Below are 26,661 nucleotides of genomic sequence, written 5' to 3' on the forward strand. Positions count from 1 at the left end.
AACCAACCCCCCCCCACCCCCCCACGACCCCCCGCCCGCACCCCCTCAGGGGCGCGGGGAACTGCGCGACCAGCCCCCACCCACCCGCAGACGAAAACCGGCCCGCGCCACCCCCGACCCACCACAATGACCCCATGCCCGACCTCGACACGGACACCCTCCGCACCCGCTTCGCCCGCACCCTCGACGCGGCCCGCTCCCCCCTCACCACCCCCGACCCCACCCCCTACGCCGACAACCTCCTCACCCGCTGGCAGGAACCGCAGCGCCGCTACCACACCCTCACCCACCTCGCCGCGGTCCTGGACCGCGTCGACGAGTTGGCGCCCCACGCCGACGACCCGGACGTCGTACGACTCGCCGCGTGGTTCCACGACGCCGTCTACCTCCCCGACCGCTCGGAGAACGAGGAACGCTCCGCCCGGCTCGCCGAACGCGCGCTGTCGGAGGCCGGCGTCCCCGCGGACCGCACCGCGGAGGTCGCCCGGCTCGTGCGTCTGACCGTCACCCACGACCCGGCACCGGACGACCGCGACGGCGAGGTCCTGTGCGACGCGGACCTCGCGATCCTCGCCGCACCGCCCTCCGGGTACGCCGCGTACACCGCCGCCGTCCGCGAGGAGTACCACTTCGTCCCCAACGACGCCTTTCGCGAGGGCCGTGCCGCGATCCTGCGCCAACTCCTCGCCCTGCCGAGCCTGTTCCGCACGCCGCACGGCAGGAAGGAGTGGGAGGCCACCGCCCGCTACAACCTCACCGGCGAGCTGGAAATGCTGTCGCCCTGACCGACCCGGGCCCGTAGCCTGCCGCACATGCGACACAGGGGCGGGGAACGCGTGACCGAGGCCGTGGCGAGCTGCGTGCAACTGCTGCGCGCGGCGGCGGACCGGGACTGGGAGGCCGTGCCGGCCGGCCGGCTGGAGTGGAGCTGCCACAGGACGGCGTTCCACATCGCCGAGGATCTCGTCGGCTACGCGGGCCAGTTGGCGGCCCGCGCCCAGGACGCGTACGTCCCCTTCGAGATCACCCTCGACGAGGGCACGGACAACGAGGGCCTGATCCAGGTCGTGGAGATGGGCGGTGCCCTGTTCTCCGTCACCGTCCGCACCACGCCGCGCGAGGTCCGCGCCTGCCACCCGTACCCGTTCCGCAGCGCGAACCGCGAGGGCTACGCCGCGATGGGGATCGCCGAAGTGCTGCTGCACACGAACGACATCGCCGAGGGCCTGGGGCTCGCGTACGAACCGCCCGCCGAACTCCCCGAGTTCGTCCTCACGACGATCTTCCCGCACGTCCGCCCGGGCCCCGACCACTGGCGCACGCTCCTGTGGGCCACCGGCCGCGGCGAGCTGCCGGGCCGCCCGCCCGTCACCGAGTGGCGCTGGCGCAACAACCTCGTCATCGAAGCCGACCGGCTCACCCTCCAGGGCGTGACGCCCGCCGCCGCCACCGATCTGCACACCGGCGGCGACGGCGGCTTCGAGTGGGTCGACGGCGGCCCCTTCCAGGGCACCCGGGACGCCGCCGGCATGGTGGTCAAGGCGTACGGGGAGGGAGTGCACCGGCCCGAGTGGGGCCTGTTCGTTCTCGTACGGCGTGCGGACGGCCGCGCGGTCGGCGGCATGGGCTTCCACGGCGTACCGGACGAGGACGGCCACGCCGAGGTGGGCTACGACCTCACCGAGGCCGCCCGCGGTCAGGGCTACGCGACCGAGGCCCTGCGCGCCCTCTCCGACCACGCGCTCTCGGGCGACGAGGCGCTCGCGCTCGTCGCGGCCATCCACGAGGACAACGTCCCCTCGCGGGGCGTCGCCACCCGCGCCGGCTACACCCGGGCGACCTTCGAGGAGGAGCGCACGGCGTACGAGGAGCGGGACATGGACCGCGATCTCAGGCTCTACGTCCGTCGGAGCGCGACACCGAAGGGTCAGTGACCCAGGTCACATCCCTGCTCGTCACATCGGGCCGGACCCCTCCGTCATAGCTGTGTAACCCACCACAACGGCTACCAGCAACGCCTGAGGAGTTCGCCATGAGCGCCCGTCTGAACGCCCTTGAGATCCCGACCGTCGCCAAGTTCGTGAAGCACATCGCCTCCGCGGGCAAGGTGCTCCATGATGCGTCGCTGCCCGTCGCGACGGCGAACATGGTGACCCTGCGCGCCAGCCAGATCAACGGCTGCGGTTTCTGCACCGACATGCACTTCAAGGACGCCGTCGCCGCCGGCGAGGACACCGTCCGCCTCAACATGGTCGCCGCCTGGCGGGAGGCCACCGTCTTCACCGAGGCCGAGCGCGCCGCGCTGGAGCTGACGGAGGCGGGCACCCGGATCGCCGACGCGGCCGGCGGGGTACCGGACGACGTCTGGGAGAACGCCGCCAAGCACTACGACGAGGAGCAGCTCGGCGCGCTGGTGTCCCTGATCGCGCTGATCAACGCCTTCAACCGGATGAACGTCATCGTCCGGCAGCCGGCCGGTTCCTACCAGCCCGGCCAGTTCGCCTAGCGGGCCAGTTCGCCTAGCGGGCCCCGGCCGAGGGGGCGTCAGCCCCAGTCCCGCCCCTTCGGCCTGCGCAGCCCGGACCCGTGCAGCAACCGCACCACCTCCCGGCTGCTGACCTCCACCGCGCCGGCGCGCACCGCGTCGGCGTACCGGTGCGAGGGGATGTCGTAGTGATCCCGCTCGAACGCCCGCCGCGGTACGCCCAACCCCTCGGCGAACGTGTGCAGTTCGTCGTACGAGACGTCGCTGACGAGGTGGGACCACATCCGGCCGTGCCCCGGCCACGTGGGCGGGTCGATGTAGATCACGAGGACGGTGTCCCACCCGTGGTGGCCGGCCCCAGCGAGCCCACCGCCGCGACCTTCACGCCCGCCTGGTGGCACACCCAGTGCGGATCGGGCCCCAGCTCCGGCTCGATCTCCAGCGCGTGCGGGTCGCCGTCGCACACCGGGCACAACGGCCAGCGGCCGTACCGGTCCAGCAGCGCGTCCTGCACGTCCTGGGCGACCAGCCCCGCCACGAACTCCACGCCGTCCGGCCACTGCTCCACCCACCAGCGCCGCTGGACGACCGCCTCCTCGACGAGGGACACGACGTCCGCCTCGGCGACCTCGCCCGCGACCAGGTCGGCGAGCACGAGGGCGCGGGCGGTGTGCAGCGCCTGTTCCAGCGGAGTGACGGGTTCCATGCTCCTATTGTGCGCACTCTTGACCAAGCCCCGGATCTGAAAATACCTTTCAAGTGTGCCCAATGAACTGAAGGAAACTTTCGACCGGGCTCCGGCGCCCGCCGCCCTCGCGGCCAAGGTGCGCACGCTCGCCCCGTCGATGACCCGCTCCATGCAGCGCGTGGCCGAGGCGGTCGCGAAGGACCCGGCGGGCTGCGCGGCCCTCACGGTCACCGGCCTCGCCGAACTCACCGGCACCAGCGAGGCCACCGTCGTACGCACCGCCCGCCTCCTCGGCTACCCCGGCTACCGCGACCTGCGCCTGGCCCTGGCCGGCCTCGCCGCGCAGCAGCAGTCGGGCCGGGCCCCGGCCATCACGACCGACATCGCGGTGGACGACCCCATCGCGGACGTCGTCGCCAAGCTCGCCTACGACGAGCAGCAGACCCTCGCCGACACCGCGGCCGGCCTCGACACGGTGCAGCTCGGCGCGGCGGTGTCGGCGGCCGCCGCGGCCCGCCGCATCGACGTGTACGGGGTGGGGGCGTCGGGGCTCGTCGCGCAGGATCTGGCGCAGAAGCTGCTGCGGATAGGACTGATAGCCCACGCGCACAGCGATCCGCATCTCGCCGTGACGAACGCGGTGCAACTGCGCGCGGGGGACGTCGCCATCGCCATCACCCACTCCGGGTCCACCGGTGACGTCATCGAGCCGCTGCGGGTCGCCTTCGAGCACGGGGCGACCACCGTCGCGATCACGGGCCGTCCGGACGGGGCCGTGACCCAGTACGCCGATCACATCCTTACGACGTCCACGGCTCGGGAGAGCGAGTTGCGACCGGCGGCGATGTCGTCGCGGACCAGCCAGTTGCTGGTGGTGGACTGCCTGTTCGTGGGGGTGGCCCAGCGGACGTACGACACGGCGGCGCCGGCGCTGGCCGCGTCGTACGAGGCGCTGGCACATCGGCATCGCAGATAGACCCCGGTCTGTCGGTTGTGGGTCGCCTGCGGGGCCGTCGTGGCTGGTCGCGCAGTTCCCCGCGCCCCTGAAGGTCGGACAGGACACCGCACATCAGAAAGAGCCGTTTGCTCATGACCGCTGCATCCACCCCCCGCAATCTCCGCGCCGAGTTGGACACCCTGACCACCGAGGCGTTCCGGCCCGAGCTCGCCGAGATCGATCAGCTCCCCACCCTCGACATCGCCCGGCTCATGAACGGCGAGGACGCCTCCGTCCCGGCCGCAGTGGCCTCGCGCCTCCCCGAGATCTCCGCCGCCATCGACGCCGTCGCGCAGCGGATGGCACGGGGCGGACGGCTCGTCTACGCCGGTGCCGGCACCGCCGGCCGCCTCGGTGTCCTCGACGCCTCCGAGTGCCCGCCCACCTTCAACACCGACCCCACCCAGGTCGTCGGCCTCATCGCGGGCGGCCCGGAGGCGATGGTCACCTCGGTCGAGGGCGCCGAGGACTCCGAGGACCTGGCCCGCACCGACCTCGACGCCCTGGCCCTCACGCCCGACGACACGGTGGTCGGCGTCTCGGCCTCCGGCCGCACCCCGTACGCGATCGGCGCCGTCGAACACGCCCGCCGCCGGGGCGCGTTGACCATCGGCCTGTCCTGCAACCCGGGCAGCGCCCTGGCCGCGGCAGCCGAGCACGGCATCGAGATCGTCGTGGGCCCGGAGCTGCTGACCGGCTCGACCCGGCTGAAGGCGGGCACCGCCCAGAAGCTGGTCCTCAACATGCTGTCGACGATCACGATGATCCGGCTCGGCAAGACCTACGGGAACCTCATGGTCGACGTCCGCGCCTCCAACGACAAGCTCCGCGCCCGCTCCCGCCGCATCGTCGCCCTCGCCACCGGCGCGGACGACACCGCCATCGAACGCGCCCTGACGGAGGCGGGCGGCGAGGTGAAGACGGCCATCCTGATCCTCCTCGCCGAGACGGACGGCCCCACCGCGACCCGCCTCCTGACCGACGCCGACGGCCACCTGCGAGCGGCGCTGAAATCCGCCGGGGAATGACCAACTCCCCTGTTAGCGTGGCCGCATGACGGCACCGACGACGTACCGCATCGGCGGCGATCTCGAAGTACGGCGGCTCGGGTTCGGGGCGATGCATCTGCGGCCCCGTTCCGCCGAGGACCGCGCCGCGTGCCTCGCGGTCGCCCGGCGAGCCGTCGCACTGGGCGTCACACTGATCGACACGGCGCACATGTACGGCTGGGGCGTCAACGAGGACCTCCTCGCCGAGGCCCTCCATCCCTACCCCGACGACCTCGCCATCGCCACGAAGGTCGGGATCCGCCGGACCGACTCCGGTGAGGGCTGGCGGCACGCGGGCGCGCCTGCCGACCTGCGCGCCCAGGTCGACGAGGCGCTGCGCCGCCTCCGCCTGGACCGGATCGAGCTGCTGCAGCTCCACCGCCTCGACCCGGGCGTCCCTCTGCCCGACCAGCTGGGCGCCCTCGCCGACCTGCGCGACGAGGGCAAGGTCGCCCGGATCGGCCTCTCCGAGGTCACCGTCGACGAACTCGCCGCGGCGCGCGCCGTCGTGGACATCGCGAGCGTCCAGAACCGCTACAACCTCCTCGACCGCGAGCACGAGCCCGTCCTCGCGGTGTGCGAGGAGGCGGGCATCGCCTTCCTGCCGTGGCGCCCGGCGGCCGCCGGCGCCTCGGGGACGCAGTCGTCGCAGATCGCCGCCGTCGCCAAGGAACTCGACGCCACGCCGACCCAGGTCGCCCTCGCCTGGCTCCTCGCCCACTCCCCGGTGATCCTCCCGATCCCGGGGACGTCGAGCGTCGCGCACCTGGAGGAGAACGTGGCCGCCGCCGCCCTCCCCCTCACGCCGGACCAGTACGACCGCCTCAACGGTCTGGCGGCCGACGCCTAACGCGGCATTCGGCTCTCCCTGTTGACCGCGCGGACCCGCTCCAGCAGCTCGTCCTTGGCCGCCGGCTCCTCCTGTTCCCCACGCAACACCGCCACCAGCCGCTCGGCGGTCCGCACATTGCAGCGCCCCAGCTGGACCAGAGCGAACGGCTCCTTACCGGCGCCGGTCACCGGGTCCACGCACAGGGACGGCAACACGACTCCCACACCCCCGAGGGCCTCCCGCAGCAACGCCACGACTTCTTCGGTCGACCGCACGCCTCATCCACCTCTCCACGCAGAGTTGCTGATTCACGACACAGCGTGTCGATCGCGCACCTAACCTGGCCAGAGGGGGCGTCCCAACAATCCCTGCTGTCCGACCGGGAGGTGCCATGCCGGGATCCAAGGACCTGGATCCATCGTCATCGCCGCGCGCACTGCTGGGCGCGGAACTGCGGCACGCCCGCGAGAAGGCGGGCCTCAGCCAGGAGAAGCTGGGCCAACTGCTGTTCGCCAGCGGCTCGTTCGTCGGCCAACTGGAGGCGGGCACGCGGCGGATCCAGCCAGAACAGGCCCGGTTGTTGGATGAGGCGCTGGGTACGGGGGATTTCTTCCAGCGGAACTTCAGGGCGGCGTCCAAGTCGAAGTACCCGGAGCACTTCGCGGAGGCCGCGGAGGCCGAAGCTGAAGCGACGGCCATCCGGGAGTACGCACCCCTGCTGATTCCCGGGCTGCTTCAGACGCCCGCATACGCACGGGCCGTGAACCGGGCGTACGACCCAATCGCCCCGGAGGAGACCATCGACAACTGGGTGGAGGGCCGGATGGCGCGGACCCGGTTGCTCGATCACCCAACAAAGCCCTTGTTGTGGGCCGTCCTCGACGAGGCGGCGTTGCGCCGGCTGACCGGCGGCCGTTCCGTCATGGCAGGGGCCCTGCGCCACATCGCGGGCCTGACTCGCCGGAACCGGGTCATCGTCCAGGTGCTGCCGTTCAGCGCAGGTGCACACGCCGCGATGAAGGGATCCCTGAAGCTGATGGAGTTCGAGGACGCCCCTCCGCTGGCCTACTCCGAAGGAGTCGGCACCGGAAGGCTGGAGGACGACCCCGCCACCGTCGCCCACATGAAGTTCACCTACGAACTCCTCGCGGCCTCAGCGCTCTCGCCCGAGAAGTCCCTGGCCTTGATCGAGGTGCTGGCGCAGGATTACTCCCATGACGAGCATCCCTGACCACGACCTGAGCGCCGCCACCTGGCACAAGTCGAGCCACAGCGGCGGCGGGGGCGACAACTGCCTCGAAGTCACCCGCGACTTCCCCACCCTCGTCCCCGTCCGCGACTCCAAGAACCCTCACGGCCCGAAGCTCATATTTCCCGCGTCCGTCTGGGCGGCGTTCGTCAATGCGGTCAGGATCTGACCTAAACGGTTCCTACCGTAGGGCTCATGAACGAGACCTCGAACAACACCGTCACCGACGAGCGCTCCGACCTCCTGGAGACGCTGGCCAAGCACCGGCACTTCCTGCGGTTCACCACCCGGGACCTCACCGACGAGCAGGCGGGGCAGCGGACCACGGCCAGTGAGCTGTGTCTCGGTGGCCTGATCAAGCACGTCACGTCGACCGAGCGGCGCTGGGCGGAATTCATCGAGCGGGGCACGTCGGCCATGCCTGACTTCAAGAGCATGACCGAGGCCGACTTCGCCAAGCGGGCGGACGACTTCCGGATGCTGCCCGGCGAAACGCTGGAGGGCGTCCTGGCCGCGTACGAGGAAGTGGCCGCGCAGACCGACAAGCTGGTCGCGGACCTGCCCGACCTCAATGTCTCCCACCCGCTGCCGGAGGCTCCGTGGTTCGAGCCCGGCGCCCGCTGGTCGGCCCGCAGGGTGCTGCTGCACATCATCGCCGAGACGGCGCAGCACGCCGGGCACGCCGACATCATCCGGGAGTCCCTGGACGGCGCGAAGAGCATGGGCTGACGTACGGCGTACGGGCGTGGGACTGCACACTGGGTGGCATGAACCACGCCCAACTGACGGCACTGGGCCGAGCCCTCCGCCTCCTCGGCGAGCACGGCGAGGCCCTCACCGCCGACACGCCGGACGCCCGGCTGCACGAGGTCAAGGCGGATCTGCGCCGCGCCATCGACCTGCTGGACGAGAGTGTCTCGACGGCCGTCCGGACGACCCGGTGTCCGGAGCACCCGGGCGGCCCGGTGGACGCCGCGGCCCCGGACCTGTGCCTGTTGTGCGAGACCCGGCGCAGGGCGGCCCGCCGCTCCGAGTACGGCGGCTCGGGCCCGGCGGTCCCGCAGGCCCCCGAGCATCCGGTGCCGTCCCGCTACGGCGTCCGCGGTGACCGTCCACAGCCCCAGCAGCGCTGGCTGCCGGAGCTGTGGAACGGGCAGGAGTGGCAGCTGTGCGGGACGCCGCGCCGCGACCGCCGGGAGGCCGAGCTGTACATCGCCGCCCAGCGTCGCGGCCCGCGTCCCGCGATGGCCTACCGGCTGGTGCACGAGTTCACCGACTACGAGGTGCTGCGGGTGTGGGGCACTCCGGTGAAGGTCGACATCGAGCCGCTGGGCAATCTCTAGCCGCTTACTTCGCCGCCGCTCGCGCCGGCTCCGACGCCGGCTGCGCCACGGGTGCCCCGGGGGCGGCCGACCCCTGCCGCGGGATGAACGACGCGATCACGAAGGCCAGCAGTGCCGCCCCGGCACCCACCGCGAGGACCACCTTGAAGGCGTTCTCGGACGGAAGGGCGTAGCCGCCGAGGTCCGTCGTCATCTGGGCGAGGATCACGCCCGCGACGGCGCTCGCGGTGGACGTACCGAGGGAACGCATCAGCGTGTTGAGGCTGTTCGCGGCCGCCGTCTCCGACGCGGGCACCGCGCTCATGATGAGGGCGGGCATGGAGCCGTAGGCGAAGCCGATGCCCGCGCCGATGACGCAGGCGACCAGGATGAAGTGCCAGACCTGGGACATCAGGACGATGTTGAGGCTGTAGCCCACGGCCACGATCAGGACACCGATCATCAGCGTGACCTTCGGGCCCTTGGCCCGGGAGATGGCCGCCGACACCGGGGCCGTGGCCATCATGACCAGGCCGGACGGCGCCAGGCACAGGCCCGCGACCAGCATCGACCTGCCGAGGCCGTAACCGGTCTGCGCGGGGAGCTGGAGGAGCTGCGGCAGGACGAGGCTCATCGCGAACATCGCGAAGCCCACCGCGATCGAGGCCAGGTTGGTGACCAGCACCTGCCGGCGGGCCGTCGTACGGAGGTCGACCAGCGGCTGCTCGGTGCGCAGCTCCCACCAGCCCCAGGCGAGCAGGATCAGCACCGCCGCCACGAACAGACCGAGCGTCGTGCCGCTGGTCCAGCCCCAGTCGGCACCCTTGGAGATGCCGAGCAGCAGACACACGAGCCCGACGGCCATGCCGATGCCGCCGACGAGGTCGAACCGGCCGCCGGTGCGCACCTTCGACTCGGGCACGAACAGCAGCACGCACGCCAGTGCCACGACACCCAGGCCGGCCGACGTCCAGAACAGCACGTGCCAGTCGAAGTTGTCCGCGATGAGCGCGGCGGCGGGCAGACCGAGCGCGCCGCCGATGCCGAGGGACGCGCTCATCAGGGCGGTGGCGGAGCCGAGGCGCTCGGCGGGGAGCTCGTCGCGCATGATGCTGATGCCGAGCGGGATCACACCGGAGGCCAGACCCTGGAGGACCCGTCCGACGATCATCGGGACCAGGGCGTCGCTCAGGCCGCAGACGACGGAGCCGGCGATCAGCAGGACGACGCTGACCAGCAGCATCCGCCGCTTGCCGTACATGTCGCCGAGCCGGCCCATCACGGGCGTGGCGACGGCGGCGGCGAGCAGCGTCGCCGTGACCGCCCAGGCGGTGTCCGAGGCCGGGGCGTCCAGCAGCTTCGGCAGCTCCGGGACGATCGGGATGACCAGCGTCTGCATCAGCGAGACGACGATTCCGGCGAAGGCCAGGACCGCCACCACGGCGTTCGACCTCGGCGGGGCGCCGCCCTCCGCCTCGGCGGGAGGAGCAGGGGCGTGGGACATGGCGGGGCCTCCGTGGGCGTGCGAGCAGAAAGGTGACTGACCGGCCTTTCTGATTGACCTGGGCAACCTTAAGTCAGTTGATTGACTTACTCAAGCGACGCAGGTCACGCCCCTGAGGCCCGGGACGTACCCGGATCAGCCCTCCCGTTCCACCAGCGCCCGCACCTGCCCCTCGTCCAGCTCGTACACCGTCTCGTGGGCGCGGGGATCGCGGGCGTGGAAGGTGTGGAACAGCGGCCCGGCCGCGCCGCCCAGCTCCACCAGCGAGGCCGACGCCCCGCGCACGACGCGCTCCGTGCCGGGTGCCGTCGTCAGGTCGACGCGGCTGACGACGCCGGGGGTGACCCAGACCGGCACGGCGGCCAGGAAGCCGAAGAGCTGGAGGTGGTAGTGCCCGGCCAGGACGAGGCGTACGTCGCTGCCCCTGATCACCTCCGCGAGGTCGCCGGGGTCGCGCAGGCCGAAGACCGGCTGGGTCGCCGAGATGTCGAGGGCGATCGGCGGGTGGTGCAGGGCGAGGACGGTGCCCCGCTCGGCCGGAGTGCGCAACACGCTTTCCAGCCAGCCCAGTTGCTCCGCGCTCAAGCGGCCGTGCACCTTCCCGGGCACCAGCGAGTCCAGCGTCACGAGCCGCACGCCCCCGACCGTGCTCACGGCCGCCCGCTCACCGGCCTCGGAGTCCAGGACCAGCTCCGGCTGCGCATGGCCGCTGCCCAGCACCTTGCCGAAGGCCACGCGTTCGTCGTGGTTGCCGGTCGTGTAGAAGACCGGCGCGGCGAGCGTCCGAGCGAACTCGCCCACCAGCTCCCGTACCGCCGTGTACGCCTCCACGGCGCCGTCGTCCGCGATGTCCCCCGTGACGACGATCGCGTCGACGCCCCGCAGATGCCTCAGCTCGGCGAGCATCAGCCGTAGCGAGTCGGTGGCGTTGACGCCGTACTTGTCGGGCGCGTCGGCCCTCTCGATATGGGTGTCGGAGAGATGAAGGATCCTCATCTCTCCGACGGTAGCCGCGCGTCGGGCTCAGCTCAGGGTCTTCAGCGAGGCGGCGTCGTACGGCGCCAGGTCGCCGAAGCGGCCGTCGAGGACCTTCGCCGCCCACTCGGGGTCCTGCAGGAGCGCGCGGCCGACGGCGACGAAGTCGAACTCCTCGGACTCCAGCCGGTCCAGCAGGTCGTCGATGCCCTTGAGCCCCGAGCCCCGGCCCGCGAACGCGCCCAGGAACTCGCCGTCCAGGCCGACCGAGCCGACGGTGATGGCGGGCTTGCCGGTGAGCTTCTTCGTCCAGCCGGCGAGGTTGAGGTCGGAGCCGTCGAACTCCGGGATCCAGTAGCGGCGGGTGGAGGCGTGGAAGGCGTCGACGCCGGCCGCGGCGAGCGGGGTCAGGATGGCCTCCAGCTCCTCGGGGGTCTCGGCGAGGCGGGCGTCGTAGGCCTCCTGCTTCCACTGCGAGTAGCGGAAGATGACGGGGAAGTCCGCGGAGACGCGCTCGCGCACGGCGGCCACGATCTCCGCGCCGAACCGGGCACGGGCGACCGGGTCGCCGCCGTAGGCGTCCGTGCGGCGGTTGGTGCCCTCCCACAGGAACTGGTCGACGAGGTAGCCGTGGGCGCCGTGGATCTCCACACCGTCGAAGCCGATGCGCTCGGCGTCCGCGGCGGCCTCGGCGAAGGCGCCGATCACGTCGTCCAGGTCGCGCCGGGTCATCTCCCTGCCGGTGGCCTCGGCGGCACCGATACGCAGGCCGGAGGGGCCGACGGCCGGGGCGTCGGCGTACGGGGGCTGACCCTGCTCACGCACCATGCCGATGTGCCACAGCTGCGGCACGATGGTCCCGCCCGCCGCGTGCACCGCGTCGGCGACCTTCGCCCAGCCGGCGAGCTGCTCCTCGCCGTGGAACCGCGGCACCCGGTCGCTCTGACCGGCGGACTCGTGCCCTACGTAGGTCCCCTCGGTGACGATCAGACCGACACCGGCGGCGGCCCGCCGCGAGTAGTACGACTCCACGTCCGCTCCGGGCACACCACCCGGCGAGAACATCCGGGTCATCGGCGCCATCACGATGCGGTTCGGGACGGTGAGGCCGTTGATCGCGGTCGGCCGGGCCAGAATCTGCGCCGCGCGGGAGGCGGCGGGCTGGGTGACGGTCACGTGGGGGCTCCTGGGGAGAGGGATCTGCTTATACCGGTCAGTATGTGCACACGCATTGTTGCACCACATTAAGCAACGGGGGATGTGAGGCTGCGCATTCCCGAGGAGACGGTGTGTGTCGAGGGCGACTGCGGGTGATTCGTGGTTGCTCGCGCAGTTCCCCGCGCCGCTGGAGGTACGTCCGCCGGACGCCGCCAAGGGGCGCGGGGAACTGCGCGACCAGCCCCCACCCACCCGCACCCACCAACGCACCGAGGGCGGCACCCCCTGTCGCGCATGTCGCAACAGGAGGTACCGCCCTCGGGAAGGACGTTGATCAACCGGAGGCCGAGGCCCCCGAGGCCGATCAGAAGTCCATGTCACCGCCCGGCATGCCGCCACCGGCGGGCGCGGCGGCCTTCTCCGGCTTGTCGGCGATGACGGCCTCGGTGGTGAGGAACAGCGCAGCGATCGACGCGGCGTTCTGCAGCGCGGAACGCGTCACCTTCGCCGGGTCGATGATGCCCTCGGCGATCATGTCGACGTACTCGCCGGTCGCGGCGTTGAGGCCGTGGCCGACCGTGAGGTTGCGCACCTTCTCGACGACGACGCCACCCTCGAGACCACCGTTGACGGCGATCTGCTTCAGCGGGGCCTCCAGCGCGAGCTTCACGGCGTTGGCGCCGGTCGCCTCGTCACCTTCGAGCTCCAGCTTCTCGAACACCTGGGAAGCCTGGAGCAGAGCCACGCCACCACCGGCGACGATGCCCTCCTCGACGGCCGCCTTGGCGTTGCGCACGGCGTCCTCGATGCGGTGCTTGCGCTCCTTGAGCTCGACCTCGGTCGCGGCACCGGCCTTGATGACGGCGACGCCACCGGCGAGCTTCGCCAGGCGCTCCTGGAGCTTCTCGCGGTCGTAGTCCGAGTCGCTGTTCTCGATCTCGGCGCGGATCTGGTTGACCCGGCCCGCGACCTGCTCCGAGGAGCCGGCACCGTCGACGATGGTGGTCTCGTCCTTGGTGATGACGACCTTGCGGGCCTTGCCCAGGAGGTCCAGGGAGGTGTTCTCGAGCTTGAGACCGACCTCCTCGGAGATGACCTCGCCACCGGTGAGGATGGCGATGTCGTTCAGCATCGCCTTGCGGCGGTCACCGAAGCCCGGGGCCTTGACGGCGACGGACTTGAAGGTGCCGCGGATCTTGTTGACGACCAGGGTCGACAGGGCCTCGCCCTCGACGTCCTCGGCGATGATCAGCAGCGGCTTGCCCGACTGCATGACCTTCTCCAGGAGCGGGAGCAGGTCCTTGACGGAGCCGATCTTGGAGTTGGCGATGAGGATGTACGGGTCGTCGAGCGACGCCTCCATCCGCTCCATGTCGGTGGCGAAGTACGCCGAGATGTAGCCCTTGTCGAAGCGCATACCCTCGGTGAGCTCCAGCTCCAGACCGAAGGTCTGGGACTCCTCGACGGTGATGACGCCTTCCTTGCCGACCTTGTCCATCGCCTCGGCGATGAGCTCGCCGATCTGGGTGTCGGCGGCGGAGATGGAGGCCGTGGAGGCGATCTGCTCCTTGGTCTCGACGTCCTTCGCCTGCTCCAGCAGGGCGGCGGAGACGGCCTCGACGGCACGCTCGATGCCGCGCTTGAGGGCCATCGGGTTGGCGCCGGCGGCTACGTTGCGCAGGCCCTCCTTGACCAGGGCCTGGGCGAGAACGGTCGCGGTGGTCGTACCGTCACCGGCGACGTCGTCCGTCTTCTTGGCGACTTCCTTGACCAGCTCGGCGCCGATCTTCTCGTACGGGTCCTCGAGCTCGATCTCCTTGGCGATGGAGACACCATCGTTGGTGATCGTGGGGGCGCCCCACTTCTTCTCGAGGACGACGTTGCGGCCCTTGGGGCCGAGCGTCACCTTCACGGCGTCCGCGAGCTGGTTCATGCCGCGCTCGAGGCCGCGCCGCGCCTCCTCGTCGAACGCGATGATCTTGGCCATGTGAAGTGGTCCCTCCAGGACTGGGGGTGATTCCTTCGGACCGCGCCCGCGCCCGCGACGGACGGCTCGCCTGCCTCGTGGTTCCTTGCCCCACCTGGCCTGCGGGCCTCACCGACCCGGTCCTTCTTTGTCACTCTCACCTTCAGAGTGCTAACGCAATGATTAGCACTCGACCCAGGAGAGTGCAAGGCGCGCTCGCGAAGCGAGCGCGCGGTGTCCGCCCCGGGCGAACAGGCCACGAACGGACCCTGAACACGACGAAGGGCCCGCACCCCGGGAGGTGCGAGCCCTTCGAAGAAGTACGTCGCTGCTGTTAGTCGACGCGTGCTTCAGCCGGTCGCCAGACGGACCATGTCCGCCTGCGGCCCCTTCTGACCCTGCGAGATCTCGAAATCGACCCGCTGGCCCTCTTCCAGGGTGCGGTACCCGTCCATCTGGATCGCGCTGTAGTGGACGAAAACATCCGCACCACCGTCGACCGCGATGAAGCCGTACCCCTTCTCCGCGTTGAACCACTTGACGGTGCCCTGAGCCATGCCTAACTCCCCTATTACTGGCCCTTGCACAGATCCACACTTCGCGGATCCGGGTCAGACCTCACCCCCCATCGGTCGGGGGCGTGCGCCGGAACGCGTCGACCGCGGCTGAATGTATCTGCCCAACTGCCGTCTGCAACAGGTCAATCGGACGAGAAATCCGGGCACGACCGGTCGGGAATGTGGGGACAATTCCGCTGACTTCAGGTCAAGTCGGACCCGGCAAAAGGAACAGAAGCCGCAAAAAACCCGCACACTTTGGCTACTTCTTGTCGGGCCTGCGGCAGAAATCAAGGGCAACCGACTCGGAGATCGGCGGCACGTTCCCCAACTGTACCTCGCTCAACCACACAGAATTGCCCCCTCCGCTTCTCTCACGGAGGGGGCAATTCAATGAACTCTCAGTAACCTGGGTTACCGATGGTAATGATCGGTCATTCTGTCAGCCTCGATCAGCCGCCGGCGACGGCCGGGATGATGGAAACGCCCGCACCGTCCGGGGTCGCCGTCTCGAGGCCCTGCTCAAAACGCACGTCGTCGTCGTTGACGTACACATTGACGAACCGGCGCAGCTTGCCCTGGTCGTCGAGCACCCGGGCGGCGATCCCGGTGTGGTTCTTCTCCAGGTCGGAGATGACCTCGGCGAGGGTCGCACCTTCGGCGGCGACTTCGGCCTGGCCACCCGTGTAGGTGCGCAGGATGGTGGGGATGCGGACGTTGACGCTCACGATGAAACCTCCGGTCAGGTGTAACGGGCCCAGGGGCGCGGGGAACTGCGCGACCAGCCCCCACCGACCCGCGGACGAAAAACGACTATGCGAGGCCGGCCTCGCGGAACGAGTCCAGGTTGGGACGAATTGTCGCAGTGAGCCCCGTACCGGCCACCGCGTCCAGCGTCTTGAGGCCGTCGCCGGTGTTCAGCACGACGGTGGTCTTCGTGGGGTCGAGGACGCCGTTCTCGATCAGCTTCTTCGTCACGCCCACGGTCACACCGCCGGCGGTCTCGGCGAAGATGCCCTCGGTCCGGGCGAGGATCTTGATGGCCTCGACGACCTGCTCGTCCGTCACATCCTCCACGAACCCGCCGGTGCGGCGCGCGATGTCGAGGACGTACGGCCCGTCGGCCGGGTTGCCGATGGCCAGCGACTTGGCGATGGTGTTCGGCTTCTGCGGGCGGACCACGTCGTGGCCGGCCTTGAACGCGGTCGACACCGGCGAGCAGCCCTCGGCCTGCGCCCCGAAGATCTTGTACGGCTTGTCCTCGACGAGCCCGAGCTTGATCAGCTCCTGGAGTCCCTTGTCGATCTTGGTGAGCTGCGAGCCGGACGCGATCGGGACGACCAGCTGGTCCGGGAGCTGCCAGCCGAGCTGCTCGCAGATCTCGTACGCCAGGGTCTTGGAGCCCTCGGCGTAGTACGGCCGCAGGTTGACGTTGACGAAGCCCCAGCCCTCACCGGCCGGGTCGCCGATCAGCTCGGAGCAGAAACGGTTCACGTCGTCGTAGTTGCCCTCGATGCCGACGAGCTCGCCGCCGTAGATCGCGGCCATGACGACCTTGCCCTGCTCCAGGTCGTGCGGGATGAACACGCACGAGCGGAAGCCGGCGCGGGCGGCCGCGGCGCCCACGGCGCCGGCCAGGTTGCCGGTGGAGGAGCAGGAGAGCGTGGTGAAGCCGAAGGCACGGGCGGCCTCCAGCGCCTGGGCGACGACGCGGTCCTTGAAGGAGTGCGTCGGGTTGCCGGAGTCGTCCTTCACGAACAGCTTGCCGGCGTCGACGCCGAGCTCGCCGGCGAGGTGGTCGGCCTTGACGAGCTTGGTCCAGCCGGGGTTCAGGTTCGGCTTGTCGGCGACGTCGGCCGGGACGGGAAGGAGCGGCGCGTAACGCCAGATGTTCGCGGGGCCCGCTTCGATCCGCTTGCGGAGCTCCTCGGCGTCGTAGGCCGAGAAGTCGTAGGCGATCTCCAGCGGGCCGAAACACTCCTCGCACGCGAAGACCGGACCGAGCGGTACCCGATGGCCGCACTCACGGCAGGAGAGCGCCGCGGCGGGGCCGAGGTCTACGGTGGATTCGGTGGTGCTTGCAACAGTCTGCGCAGCCATGTGAGGCGAGGCCCTTTCTCCTCATCTTCCTCACGACGCATCTCGCCGTGAGACGGATTTGGCACCTTCCCTAGCCGGGAGCCTCGCGGAACGATCAACACTGATCTACGAGACCGGCTGGAGGGTTGCCGGGGCTTCATCGGGCCGTATCCCTCTGCCCCTCTGGATGAGCGGTATGCGGTTGTTGTGCAGTTGTGGACGACGGTTGACCCCGGACATGCGATGGTCATCCGCGTTGTTCAAGACTGTAACCGAACGCCAGGACAGTTGAGATAGCCGTCCGAACCGCGAGATGGATCACAAACGTCCCGACAGTGAGGAGCCGCCGACCGTGCTGGAAGAAGTGGAGCGCTGGCTGAGCAGCCGCTCCTGGTCCGTAGCCGATCGCCCGCTGCATCACATCCTGGCCGCCAAGCAGCGCACGGGCCAGTCGGTGTCCGTCGTCCTGCCCGCGCTCAACGAGGAGGAGACCGTCGGCGACATCGTCGCGGTCATCGCCCACGACCTCGTGCATCAGGTTCCGCTGGTCGACGAGATCGTCGTCGTCGACTCCGGCTCCACCGACCGCACCGCCCAGGTCGCCGCCGCGGCGGGCGCCCGGGTGGTGCACCGGGACGCGATCCTGCCGCGCCTGCCGGCCGTGCCCGGCAAGGGCGAGGTCCTGTGGCGCTCCCTGCTCGTGACCTCCGGCGACATCGTCTGCTTCATCGACGCCGACCTGAAGGAGTTCTCCTCCGACTTCGTCGCCGGCATCGTCGGCCCGCTGCTCACCGACCCCGGCGTGGACCTGGTCAAGGCGATGTACGACCGCCCGCTCGCCGGTGCGGCCGGGCAGGGCGGCCGGGTCACCGAGCTGATGGCCCGCCCGCTGCTGAACATGCACTGGCCCCAACTGGCCGGCTTCGTGCAGCCGCTCGGCGGTGAGTACGCCGCCCGCCGCAGCCTGCTGGAACAGCTCCCCTTCCCCGTCGGGTACGGCGTCGAGCTGGGCATGCTGGTCGACGCGCTGCACCTGGTGGGGCTCGACGCGCTGGCCCAGGTGGACGTGGGGGTGCGCAAGCACCGGCACCAGGACGGGCAGGCACTCGGCCGGATGTCCGCCGCGATCTACCGCACCGCGCAGCTGCGGCTGGCCCGCGGGCATCTGGTGCGGCCGTCCCTGACCCAGTTCGAGCGTGGGGAGGACGGTTTCGAGCCGCGTACGTACTCCGTGGACACCGAGGAACGGCCGCCGATGGTGGAGATCGCCGAGTACGCGACGCGGAAGGTCGCGTAAACGCCGGAAACCGGCCGTATACAGGGCGTACGGGAGCCCCCCACTGAGCGGAACCGTACGTTTGAGCGTTTCCGGGGAGGGCTAGGTTGAGGCTTATGGCTTCCACGCAGGATGCGCCGGGTGCGCACGGTGCCGCCACGGTCCTGGTCGCGTCGAACCGCGGCCCGGTCTCGTACGAGGTGGGCGACGACGGCTCGCTGAACTCCAAGCGCGGCGGCGGCGGAGTCGTCTCCGGGCTGTCGGCGATCGGGCCGGACGCGGGCGCCCTGTGGGTGTGCTCGGCGCTGTCCGACGGCGACCGCGAGGCGGTGCGGCGCGGAATCGTAGGTGCGGGGCCGGAGGCCCCTCCGCAGAGGGGTGGTGGCGGGCGGCGGGCGGGAGAGGACGGCGTGCTGATGCTGGACATCCCGGCGGACGTGCACGCGGACGCGTACAACGGCATCGCGAACTCGGTCCTGTGGTTCGTCCACCACATGCTCTACCAGACCCCGCTGGAGCCGGTCTTCGACGCGGAGTTCCGGCGGCAGTGGGCGTCCTACGAGGCGTACAACCGCGCCTTCGCCGAGGCGCTGGCCGGGCGGGCGGCCCCGGGGGCGGCGGTGCTGGTGCAGGACTACCACCTGACGCTGGTGCCGGGGATGCTCCGTGAGCTGCGCCCCGACCTCAGGATCGGTCACTTCTCGCACACGCCGTGGGCGCCACCGGAGTACTTCCGGATGCTGCCCGACGACATCGCCGAGCAGGTGCTGCGCGGGATGCTGGGCGCCGACCGGCTGGGGTTCCTCACCCGGCGCTGGGCGGACGCCTTCGAGGCGTGCTGCGCCCGGTTCGCCGACGGGCTCGGGGGCACGCGGATCGGCGTGCACGGTCTGGGCGCGGACGCGGACTTCCTGCGCGAGCGCGCGCACCGGGCGGACGTGACGGAGCGGATGGCCGCGCTCCGCGAGGAGATCGGCTCGTCCCCGGACGGCACCGCCCGCAGGACGATCGTGCGGGTCGACCGGACCGAGCTGTCCAAGAACATCGTGCGCGGTCTGCTCGCCTACCGGCAGCTGCTGGAGGACCGTCCCGAGTGGCGCGAGCGGGTGGTGCACGTGGCCTTCGCCTACCCCTCGCGGCAGGACCTGGCCGTGTACCGCGACTACACGGCCGAGGTGCAGCGGCTGGCGGACGAGCTCAACGCGCAGTACGCGACGCCGGGTTGGACCCCGGTCGTCCTGCACGTCAAGGACGACTTCGCGCGCTCGCTGGCCGCCTACCGGCTGGCGGACGTGGCGCTGGTCAACCCCATCCGGGACGGTATGAACCTCGTCGCCAAGGAGGTGCCGGTCGTCTCCGACGAGGGCTGCGCGCTGGTGCTGTCGCGGGAGGCCGGGGCCTTCGAGGAGCTGGGCGAGGACGCGATCACCGTCAACCCGTACGACGTGATCGGCACGGCGCGGGCGCTGCACGAGGCGCTGACCGTACGGCCCGAGGAGCGGGCGGAGCGCTCGAAGCGCCTGGCGGCCGCCGCGACCGCGCTTCCGCCCGCCCAGTGGTTCCTGGACCAGTTGCACGCACTGGAGGAACAGTCCGGCCCGTCCGCCTGAGCGGACGGCCGGTCAGCCGGCCCGGTCGGCGATGGCTCGCAGCAGCCGCACGACGCCTTCCGGGCCGTTCACCACGACGTCCGCCCGCTCCGACAGTTCGGTGACCTCCTCGCTGCCGCTGCACACCAGCAGGCCGGGGGTGCCCTCGGAGCGGAGTTCGCCGACGGCGGCGTAGGCGGGCAGGTCGCCCAGGTCGTCGCCGGCGTACAGGACGCACTCGGCGCCCAGTTCGCGGACGTACTCGCTCAGCGCCACGCCCTTGTCCATGCCGGGCGGGCGCAGTTCCAGGACCATGCGGCCGGGTTCGACGATCAGACCGTTGCGCACGGCGAGGTCGGCGAGGGGGGTGCGCAGCGCCTCGAAGGTGCCCTGGGGATCGGCCGCGCGGCGGGTGTGCACGGCGATGGCGTGCCCCTTGTCCTCGGTCCAGGTGCCGGCCCCGGCGCCGTGCGCGTCGAGGATGCCGGGCAGTTCGGCGCGCACGGCCGCGACGCCGGGATGGGGGTCGGGCGCGGTGACCTCACCGCTGACGGCGTCCCAGCGCTCGGCGCCGTAGTGCCCGAGCACCACGAGGTGCTCGAGACCGGGAACCCCGGCGAATCCGCCGTACCGCACGGCGACGTCGGCCGGACGGCCGGTGATCACCGCGACGGCGGCGACCTTCGGGGCGAGCGCCGCGAGCGCCGGCAGCGCGTCGGGGTGGGCCCGCGCCTGCTCCGGGTCCGGCACGATCGGCGCGAGCGTCCCGTCGAAGTCCAGGGCGATCAGGGCCCGCGCGGGCCGGGCGAGGAGCACGGCGAGCCCGTCGCGACCGGGTGCGGTCGCGGGGGTCGGCAGGGCGGCCGTGGGAGCGGCCGGGTCGGCGTCGGTCAGATCCTTTTCCTTGTCACTGGCCATACAGCGACCCTATCCAGCGAGGGCGTCGCCCACCCCTCGCTCATCTCTCCGTCCGCCGGGCCTCCCGCACCCGCCGCAGCCGGTTCACCGTCACCGGGTCGTGGGCCAGGGCTCTCGGGTCGTCCAGCAGGGCGTTCAGCAGCTGGTAGTAGCGGACGGGGGCCAGGCCCAGTTCCTCGCGTATCGCGCGCTCCTTGACGCCGGGGCCCGGAAAGCCCCGGCGTTCCAGAGCGAGGATGGCCCTCTCGCGCTCGGCGAGGCCGGCCTCGGGCGGGTCCTGGTGCTGGTCCATGGCTCGCACCGTAACCCCCGCCACCGACAACGGCCGCTACTCGGCGCTCTCCGCCCGGGTCGCCGTCGACTGGAGCTGGCCCAGGACCGCCGACGGGCTGCCGCCGGAGGTGACGGTCCTGCCGATGCGCTTCTTGATGTCGGCGCTGACCTCGGCCCAGGAGGTGCGGCCGACCGGGTAGAGCTCGGAGAGCGGGAGCTGCTCCAGGAAGGGCTTGAGGTCGGCGTCCTGATCGGCCGCCGTCATCACCCTGGACGCGGAGTTCGTGACCGGCAGCAGGTCGTACTCGCGGGAGAAGTCCAGGACGTTCTGCTTGTCGTAGACGAAGTCGAGGAACTCGCCCACCTGGTCGGCGTGGCCGTTCTCCTTGAAGGCCATCATCCAGTCCGCCACGCCCATGGAGACCTTGCTCGGGCCCTCCAGGCCGGGCATGGGCACCATGCCGAACTTCACGCCCTTCTTCTTCGCCATCTGCATCAGGGACGGGTGGCCGTTGAGCATGCCGACGTCACCGGCCGCGAAGGCGGAGAAGGCGTCGGCCCGGTTGAGCTCACCGGGGGCGACCGGGCCGGTGAGGCCCTTGCCGACCAGGTTGTCCTTCAGCCAGTCGAAGGTGGCGATGTTCTCGGCGGAGTCGATGCTGTAGGTGCCCAGGTCGCTGTCGGTGTAGCCGCCCCCGCCGCTGAGCAGCCACTGCATCGTCTCGGCCTGCGCCTCCTCGGCACCGAGCGGCAGCGCGTACGGGGTCTTCACGCCGTCCGCCTTCAGGGCCTCGGCGTCGGCGGCCAGCTCCTTCCAGGTGGTCGGCGCGGAGACGCCGGCCTCCTCGAAGAGCGTCTTGTTGTAGAAGAGCAGCCGCGTGGAGGAGGCGAACGGGATGCCGTACTGCACGTCCCGCACCCGGCCCGCGTCGGCGAACTGGGCGACGAAGTCGGCCTGCACGGGGATGGAGAGCAGGTCGTCGGCCCGGTAGAGCAGGCCCTTGGCGGCGTAGTCGGCGTACGCGCCGATCTGAGCCATGTCCGGCGCCTTCCCGGCGTCGACCATCTCCTTGACCTTGGCGTCGACGTCGTTCCAGGAGTACACGGTGACGTCGACCGTCACGCCGGGGTGCTCGGCCTCGTAGGCCGTGACGAGCTTGTCCCAGTACTTCTGGGAGCCGTTGGACTCGCTGTCCCCATAGTCCGCGGCGACCAGCCGCAGGGTCACCTCGTCCGAGTCCCCGGCCAGCCCGCAGCCGCCCAGGGCAGCGGTGAGCCCCAGCGCGGACGCGGCCGCGGTCACTCCCGTCCAGTTCCGACCACGATCACGAATACGCCTACGCCGCTGCACGCGGTACCGCCCCACACCCAAGTTCGAAAATTTCGAAACGTCATACATATTGCCCCCTAAGGTCTACACCACGTAAGTGGACTAGACCTCTCGCGGGTATGCAAGAGACACTGTCCTCCGTGAGACACGTCATCGCCCTCGATGTGGGCGGAACCGGGATGAAAGCCGCGCTGGCCGGGGCGAGCGGCGAGTTGCTGCACCAGGCCCGCCGCCCGACCGGGCGCGAGCGCGGGCCGGACGCGGTCGTCGAGGGCATCCTCGACTTCGCCGCGGAGCTGCACGCGTGCGGCGAGGAGCGTTTCGGCGAGCCCGCCGCGGCCGTCGGCGTCGCCGTCCCCGGCATCGTCGACGAGGAACAGGGCATCGCCGCCTACGCGGCCAACCTGGGCTGGCGGGACGTACCCCTGCGCCGGCTCATGTCCGAGCGGCTCGGCGGCGTCCCCGTCGCCCTCGGCCACGACGTGCGCACCGGCGGTCTCGCCGAGGGCCGGATCGGCGCGGGCCGGGGCGCCGACCGCTTCCTGTTCGTGCCGCTCGGCACCGGGATCGCCGGCGCCATCGGCATCGACGGCCGGGTGGAGGCGGGCGCCCACGGCTTCGCGGGCGAGATCGGCCACATCGTCGTACGGCCGGGCGGTGCCCCCTGCCCGTGCGGACAGCGCGGCTGCCTGGAGCGGTTCGCGTCCGCGGCCGCGGTGAGCGAGGCGTGGGCCGCCGCCTGCGGAGACCCGGAGGCGGACGCCGCGGACTGCGCCAAGGCCGTCGCGTCCGGGGACCCGAACGCCGTACGGGTCTGGCAGGGGGCCGTGGACGCCCTCGCCGACGGCCTGGTCACCGCTCTCACCCTGCTGGACCCCCGCACCCTGATCATCGGTGGCGGCCTCGCCGAGGCGGGGGAAACCTTGTTCACACCGCTGCGGGACGCCGTCCGGCAGCGGGTCACTTTCCAGAAACTGCCGTCCATCGTCCCCGCGGCCCTGGGCGACACCGCCGGATGCCTGGGTGCCGGCCTCCTGGCCTGGGATCTCCTCGACCGAACCGACCGTATGGAGGTAACTCCCTGATGGCAGCCGACCCAGGGGCGCGGGGAACTGCGCAACACACCACGGACCGCCCGCACCCCGCACCCGACGAGGCGCCCCTCATCCTGTCCGGCGCCCACGTGGTCATGCCGACGGGAACCCTCGCAGAGGGCCGAGTGGTCATCGACGGCACGCGCATCGCCGGCACGGCACCGGAGAACGCCCACCACGTCGACCTCACCGGCCACTGGCTCCTGCCGGGGTTCGTGGACATCCACAACCACGGCGGCGGCGGCGCCTCCTTCACCTCGGGCACCCCCGAGGAGGTACTGAAGGGCATCCACACCCACCGTCTGCACGGCACCACCACCCTGGTGGCCTCCACCGTCACCGGCGACATGGACTTCCTCGCCCGGCGCGCGGGTCTGCTGGCCGAGCTGGCCGAGCAGGGCGACATCGCCGGCATCCACTTCGAGGGGCCGTTCATCTCCCCGTGCCGCAAGGGCGCGCACTCCGAGGAGCTGCTGCGCGATCCGGACCCGGCGGACGTGCGCAAGCTGATCGACGCCGCACGCGGCCACGCGGCGATGGTCACCCTCGCCACCGAGCTGCCGGGCGGCATCGACTCCGTACGGCTGCTCGCCGAGCACGGTGTGATCGCGGCGATCGGCCACACGGACGCGACGTACGAGCAGACGGTCGAGGCGATCGATGCGGGCGCGACGGTCGCCACGCATCTCTTCAACGCGATGCCGCCGCTCGGCCACCGCGAGCCGGGCCCGATCGCCGCCCTGCTGGAGGACGAGCGCATCACGGTCGAGCTGATCAACGACGGCACGCATCTGCACCCGGCGTCCCTGCAGCTGGCGTTCCATCACGCGGGCGCGGACCGGGTCGCGTTCATCACGGACGCGATGGACGCGGCCGGCTTCGGCGACGGCCGCTACATGCTCGGCCCGCTGGAGGTCGAGGTCGCGGACGGTGTGGCCCGTCTGGTCGAGGGCGGCTCGATCGCGGGCTCGACCCTCACGCTGGACCGCGCCTTCAAGCGGGCGGTGACGGTCGACGGGCTGCCGGTGGAGCACGCGGTGGCGGCGCTGTCCTCGAACCCCGCCAGGCTGCTCGGCCGCTACGACCGCATCGGCTCCCTGGAGCCCGGCAAGGACGCCGACCTGGTCGTACTGGACTCCGACTTCGACCTCAAGGGCGTGATGCGCCGGGGTGAATGGGTGATCGATCCCCAACTGGGGTGATGTGTCCGCCTGTTGGGGGCGGTGGTTGTCCTGCGAGACTGGGACGACTGCCGCCCGTTTGGCATGATCGGCATCTGCCGGAGGGAACTCCCGGCAGACGGACGGCACACGCATGCCGAACTCTTCGGGGGAGGTCGAGTACAGGTGATCCTCACGGTCACGTTGAACACCGCTCTCGACATCACCTATCGGGTACGGGCGCTACGGCCCCACGCCTCCCACCGGGTCTCCGAGGTGACCGAGCGCCCCGGCGGCAAGGGGCTGAACGTGGCCCGGGTGCTGGCGGCCCTCGGCCACGAGGTGACGGTCACCGGCTTCACGGGCGGCGCGACGGGCCGGGTGGTCCAGGAGCGGCTCGCCGGCGTCCCCGGTGTGGTGGACGCCCTGCTGCCGGTCTCCGGCGCGACCCGGCGCACCATCGCCGTCGTCGACGAGCTCACCGGCGACACGACCCAGCTCAACGAGCCCGGCCCGACGGTCGCCCCCGCCGAGTGGATCGCCTTCCAGGAGGCGTACGAGGACCTCCTCACGTCGGCGTCCGCGGTGGCCCTGTGCGGCAGCCTGCCGCCGGGCGTGCCGGTGGGCGCCTACGCCGGCCTGGTCCGCTCCGCGAAGGCGGCCGACGTACCCGTACTCCTGGACACCAGCGGAGAGGCACTGCGGCGGGGCGTCGCGGCCCGGCCCGACATCATCAAGCCCAACGCCGACGAGCTGGCCGAACTGACCGGCTCCCACGAACCGTTGCGTGCGACCCAGGACGCCCGCCGCCGCGGCGCCCGCGCGGTCGTCGCCTCCCTCGGCGAGACCGGCCTGCTCGCCCTGACCCCGGAGGGCCGCTGGCAGGCCACCCCACCCGGCCGCCTGCACGGCAACCCGACGGGCGCGGGCGACGCGGCGGTGGCGGGGCTGCTGTCGGGGCTGGTCGAAAAGCTCCCCTGGCCCGACCGCCTGACCCGGGCGACAGCCCTGTCGGCGGCAACCGTCGTGTCCGCGACGGCGGGCGAGTTCGACCGGGCGACCTACGAGGAGTTCCTGAACCGGGTGGCGGTGACCGCGGAGGTAACCGCCGCGTGACCGGGACTAGGACCCCACCCAGCCCTTGACCAGCCACATCTGGTCGATGAGAGCGTCGCACTGGTTGCCCTGCTCGCAGGACACCTTGATTGTGTTCGAACCCTTGTTGAGCTGGATGTAGTTGTAGGTCTTCGTCCAGCCCTTCTCGTAGTCGCCTTCTGGACCACCCGCCCAGTTCTTCAGGTCGACCGGGGCTTTGGCCGCCGTGCCGTTGACCGTCAGGGTGGCGTTCTGGTCCTTGCCCGGGACGCTGTAGCCGACGTAGACGGTGTACTTACCGCTCTTCGGGATGTCGCTCACGGACCAGGAGACCGATGAGCCGACCTGGTTGAAGCCGGTGACATAGACGCCGCCGTCCGCCTGGGCGCCCTTGATGTCGGACGCGGTGGCGGCGCCGCCGGCGAGGGCCAGGGCCTTGGCGTCGATCGTCGGCAGGTCGTCCTCGGCAGCCGCACTGTTGCTGTTCGACGGGCTCGGCGCGCTGCTCTGCTGGGACTGCGACTGCGTCGGCTGTGCCGCGTCGTCCTTCTTGTCGTCGTCGTTGCCGCCCAGCATGGCCACGCTGATGCCGATGACGACGGCCGCGACGACGGCGATCGCGCCGATGAGCAGGCCCTTGGTGTTGGGACCCCGCCCACGGCCGTTCCCGCTGCCACCGCTGTAGGACGGCTGGTGCTGCTGCACCGTGGTCGCCCCGCCGGGATGCGTCTCCGGCGCCGCGTAGTGCGCGTTCGGCTGGCCGTAGGCGCCCTGCTGTTGCGGTATCTGGTTGGCCGCCGGCGGCTGGCCGTACTGGCGCTGGCCGACGGCACGCACCCGGTTCACGGCGTTCGGGTAGCCGTAGCCACCGGACGGCGGCTGGGCTCCGTTGGCCTGGCCGTCGGCGTAGAGGTAGCCGAACGGGTCGTCGTCCTCGGGCGTGCTGGCGCCGTTGTTGCCGGACGTCATCCCTTGGTACTCCTCACCAGGTGCGGGCGTTGCGATAGGACGGTCAGAAGGGGGAGCCTACCCGCTCCTGATGGCCCAAACGGGTGACTCGGACCG

29 protein-coding genes and 1 riboswitch are annotated in these 26,661 nt (G+C 71.0%); of the genes, 15 read left to right on the forward strand and 14 right to left on the reverse strand.

Features of this window, described 5'->3' with window-relative positions:
- Positions 1–134 precede the first annotated feature (134 nt).
- From ACGFW6_RS32625 to ACGFW6_RS32635, 3 genes are all read left to right on the forward strand, one after another.
- Positions 135–785 (forward strand): hypothetical protein, encoded by a 651-nt coding sequence (locus tag ACGFW6_RS32625; RefSeq protein WP_393518009.1) that lies wholly within the window; start codon positions 135–137, stop codon positions 783–785.
- A gap of 27 nt (positions 786–812) precedes the next feature.
- Complete coding sequence (locus ACGFW6_RS32630; protein ID WP_393518011.1) at positions 813–1,934, forward strand: GNAT family N-acetyltransferase; 1,122 nt, start codon at positions 813–815, stop codon at positions 1,932–1,934.
- Positions 1,935–2,032: 98 nt separating this feature from the next.
- A complete protein-coding gene (locus ACGFW6_RS32635) occupies positions 2,033–2,506 on the forward strand; it encodes a carboxymuconolactone decarboxylase family protein (RefSeq protein ID WP_393518013.1) in 474 nt (157 codons plus the stop codon).
- Between the two features lie 38 nt (positions 2,507–2,544).
- Here ACGFW6_RS32635 and ACGFW6_RS32640 read toward each other — a convergent pair whose 3' ends face one another.
- Entirely contained in the window at positions 2,545–2,811 is a 267-nt protein-coding gene (locus tag ACGFW6_RS32640) for a DUF4031 domain-containing protein (RefSeq protein ID WP_393518015.1), read from the reverse strand.
- Positions 2,808–3,191, reverse strand: a complete 384-nt coding sequence (locus ACGFW6_RS32645) for a hypothetical protein (protein WP_393518017.1) — start codon at positions 3,189–3,191, stop codon at positions 2,808–2,810. Before ACGFW6_RS32645 ends, ACGFW6_RS32640 begins: the two co-directional genes overlap by 4 nt.
- Before the next feature lie 55 nt (positions 3,192–3,246).
- Here ACGFW6_RS32645 and ACGFW6_RS32650 point away from each other — a divergent pair, with 55 nt between their 5' ends.
- The 3 genes from ACGFW6_RS32650 (at position 3,247) to ACGFW6_RS32660 (ending at position 6,069) form a co-directional block, all read left to right on the forward strand.
- On the forward strand, positions 3,247–4,149 hold the full coding sequence (locus ACGFW6_RS32650) for a MurR/RpiR family transcriptional regulator (RefSeq protein ID WP_393518020.1): 903 nt from the start codon (positions 3,247–3,249) through the stop codon (positions 4,147–4,149).
- Between the two features lie 113 nt (positions 4,150–4,262).
- Positions 4,263–5,198, forward strand: coding sequence for an N-acetylmuramic acid 6-phosphate etherase (murQ, locus tag ACGFW6_RS32655; protein ID WP_393518023.1), 936 nt, complete (start codon positions 4,263–4,265; stop codon positions 5,196–5,198).
- Between the two features lie 25 nt (positions 5,199–5,223).
- Complete coding sequence (locus tag ACGFW6_RS32660) at positions 5,224–6,069, forward strand: aldo/keto reductase (protein WP_393518025.1); 846 nt, start codon at positions 5,224–5,226, stop codon at positions 6,067–6,069.
- Here ACGFW6_RS32660 and ACGFW6_RS32665 read toward each other — a convergent pair.
- A complete protein-coding gene (locus tag ACGFW6_RS32665; RefSeq protein WP_393518027.1) occupies positions 6,066–6,326 on the reverse strand; it encodes a hypothetical protein in 261 nt (86 codons plus the stop codon). The two genes, ACGFW6_RS32660 and ACGFW6_RS32665, sit on opposite strands and share 4 nt — an antisense overlap.
- 116 nt (positions 6,327–6,442) lie before the next feature.
- On the opposite strand from ACGFW6_RS32665, the gene ACGFW6_RS32670 reads away from it, so the two are divergent.
- The 4 genes from ACGFW6_RS32670 to ACGFW6_RS32685 are packed head-to-tail and all read left to right on the forward strand — an operon-like array spanning position 6,443 to position 8,643.
- Positions 6,443–7,282 (forward strand): Scr1 family TA system antitoxin-like transcriptional regulator, encoded by an 840-nt coding sequence (locus ACGFW6_RS32670; RefSeq protein ID WP_393518029.1) that lies wholly within the window; start codon positions 6,443–6,445, stop codon positions 7,280–7,282.
- Entirely contained in the window at positions 7,266–7,469 is a 204-nt protein-coding gene (locus tag ACGFW6_RS32675; protein WP_393518031.1) for a DUF397 domain-containing protein, read from the forward strand. Before ACGFW6_RS32670 ends, ACGFW6_RS32675 begins: the two co-directional genes overlap by 17 nt.
- Positions 7,470–7,495: 26 nt before the next feature.
- Positions 7,496–8,029 carry a DinB family protein gene (locus ACGFW6_RS32680; protein WP_393518033.1) on the forward strand — a complete coding sequence of 178 codons (534 nt, stop codon included), beginning with the start codon at positions 7,496–7,498 and terminating at the stop codon, positions 8,027–8,029.
- A gap of 38 nt (positions 8,030–8,067) precedes the next feature.
- A complete protein-coding gene (locus ACGFW6_RS32685) occupies positions 8,068–8,643 on the forward strand; it encodes a hypothetical protein (RefSeq protein ID WP_393518036.1) in 576 nt (191 codons plus the stop codon).
- 4 nt (positions 8,644–8,647) lie between these two features.
- On the opposite strand, the gene ACGFW6_RS32690 is transcribed toward ACGFW6_RS32685, so the two are convergent.
- The 7 genes from ACGFW6_RS32690 to thrC form a co-directional block, all read right to left on the reverse strand.
- On the reverse strand, positions 8,648–10,126 hold the full coding sequence (locus ACGFW6_RS32690) for an MFS transporter (protein WP_393518039.1): 1,479 nt from the start codon (positions 10,124–10,126) through the stop codon (positions 8,648–8,650).
- 135 nt (positions 10,127–10,261) lie between these two features.
- Complete coding sequence (locus tag ACGFW6_RS32695; protein ID WP_393518041.1) at positions 10,262–11,122, reverse strand: metallophosphoesterase family protein; 861 nt, start codon at positions 11,120–11,122, stop codon at positions 10,262–10,264.
- Positions 11,123–11,149: 27 nt separating this feature from the next.
- Complete coding sequence (locus ACGFW6_RS32700) at positions 11,150–12,277, reverse strand: NADH:flavin oxidoreductase (RefSeq protein ID WP_393518043.1); 1,128 nt, start codon at positions 12,275–12,277, stop codon at positions 11,150–11,152.
- A 346-nt stretch (positions 12,278–12,623) separates the two neighbouring features.
- Entirely contained in the window at positions 12,624–14,246 is a 1,623-nt protein-coding gene (groL, locus tag ACGFW6_RS32705) for a chaperonin GroEL (RefSeq protein ID WP_369271854.1), read from the reverse strand.
- 329 nt (positions 14,247–14,575) lie between these two features.
- A complete protein-coding gene (locus ACGFW6_RS32710; protein ID WP_007493268.1) occupies positions 14,576–14,782 on the reverse strand; it encodes a cold-shock protein in 207 nt (68 codons plus the stop codon).
- A gap of 452 nt (positions 14,783–15,234) precedes the next feature.
- Positions 15,235–15,510, reverse strand: a complete 276-nt coding sequence (locus tag ACGFW6_RS32715; RefSeq protein ID WP_067434998.1) for a MoaD/ThiS family protein — start codon at positions 15,508–15,510, stop codon at positions 15,235–15,237.
- Between the two features lie 85 nt (positions 15,511–15,595).
- Positions 15,596–16,882, reverse strand: coding sequence for a threonine synthase (gene thrC, locus ACGFW6_RS32720; protein ID WP_393518046.1), 1,287 nt, complete (start codon positions 16,880–16,882; stop codon positions 15,596–15,598).
- An 18-nt stretch (positions 16,883–16,900) separates the two neighbouring features.
- A riboswitch (SAM riboswitch) is annotated at positions 16,901–17,055 on the reverse strand.
- A gap of 158 nt (positions 17,056–17,213) precedes the next feature.
- Here thrC and ACGFW6_RS32725 point away from each other — a divergent pair.
- The gene (locus ACGFW6_RS32725) at positions 17,214–18,158 is read left to right on the forward strand and encodes a glucosyl-3-phosphoglycerate synthase (RefSeq protein WP_393518049.1); all 945 of its coding nucleotides are present in this window, start codon (positions 17,214–17,216) and stop codon (positions 18,156–18,158) included.
- Positions 18,159–18,253: 95 nt separating this feature from the next.
- The gene (locus ACGFW6_RS32730) at positions 18,254–19,747 is read left to right on the forward strand and encodes a trehalose-6-phosphate synthase (protein ID WP_393518051.1); all 1,494 of its coding nucleotides are present in this window, start codon (positions 18,254–18,256) and stop codon (positions 19,745–19,747) included.
- 12 nt (positions 19,748–19,759) lie between these two features.
- Here ACGFW6_RS32730 and otsB read toward each other — a convergent pair whose 3' ends face one another.
- From otsB to ACGFW6_RS32745, 3 genes are read right to left on the reverse strand one after another with little or no spacing between them, the layout of a single operon-like run.
- The gene (gene otsB / locus ACGFW6_RS32735) at positions 19,760–20,644 is read right to left on the reverse strand and encodes a trehalose-phosphatase (protein ID WP_393518053.1); all 885 of its coding nucleotides are present in this window, start codon (positions 20,642–20,644) and stop codon (positions 19,760–19,762) included.
- 40 nt (positions 20,645–20,684) lie between these two features.
- Positions 20,685–20,936: a DUF3263 domain-containing protein gene (locus ACGFW6_RS32740; protein WP_393518055.1), complete on the reverse strand. Its 252-nt coding sequence runs from the start codon at positions 20,934–20,936 to the stop codon at positions 20,685–20,687.
- A gap of 36 nt (positions 20,937–20,972) precedes the next feature.
- On the reverse strand, positions 20,973–22,220 hold the full coding sequence (locus ACGFW6_RS32745) for an extracellular solute-binding protein (RefSeq protein WP_393518057.1): 1,248 nt from the start codon (positions 22,218–22,220) through the stop codon (positions 20,973–20,975).
- Between the two features lie 167 nt (positions 22,221–22,387).
- On the opposite strand from ACGFW6_RS32745, the gene ACGFW6_RS32750 reads away from it, so the two are divergent.
- The 3 genes from ACGFW6_RS32750 to ACGFW6_RS32760 all read left to right on the forward strand — a co-directional run bounded on the left by ACGFW6_RS32750 (position 22,388) and on the right by ACGFW6_RS32760 (position 25,617).
- Positions 22,388–23,332, forward strand: coding sequence for an ROK family protein (locus tag ACGFW6_RS32750; protein ID WP_393518060.1), 945 nt, complete (start codon positions 22,388–22,390; stop codon positions 23,330–23,332).
- The gene (nagA, locus tag ACGFW6_RS32755; RefSeq protein ID WP_393518063.1) at positions 23,332–24,543 is read left to right on the forward strand and encodes an N-acetylglucosamine-6-phosphate deacetylase; all 1,212 of its coding nucleotides are present in this window, start codon (positions 23,332–23,334) and stop codon (positions 24,541–24,543) included. Before ACGFW6_RS32750 ends, nagA begins: the two co-directional genes overlap by 1 nt.
- Positions 24,544–24,687: 144 nt before the next feature.
- Positions 24,688–25,617, forward strand: coding sequence for a 1-phosphofructokinase family hexose kinase (locus ACGFW6_RS32760; RefSeq protein ID WP_393518066.1), 930 nt, complete (start codon positions 24,688–24,690; stop codon positions 25,615–25,617).
- Positions 25,618–25,623: 6 nt separating this feature from the next.
- Here ACGFW6_RS32760 and ACGFW6_RS32765 read toward each other — a convergent pair whose 3' ends face one another.
- Positions 25,624–26,565 carry a CBM35 domain-containing protein gene (locus ACGFW6_RS32765; protein ID WP_393518069.1) on the reverse strand — a complete coding sequence of 314 codons (942 nt, stop codon included), beginning with the start codon at positions 26,563–26,565 and terminating at the stop codon, positions 25,624–25,626.
- Positions 26,566–26,661: the final 96 nt, after the last annotated feature.

Origin of the sequence: Streptomyces sp. Y7, assembly GCF_043195415.1 — a bacterium.
In the GTDB taxonomy this organism is placed as follows: Bacteria; Actinomycetota; Actinomycetes; order Streptomycetales; family Streptomycetaceae; genus Streptomyces.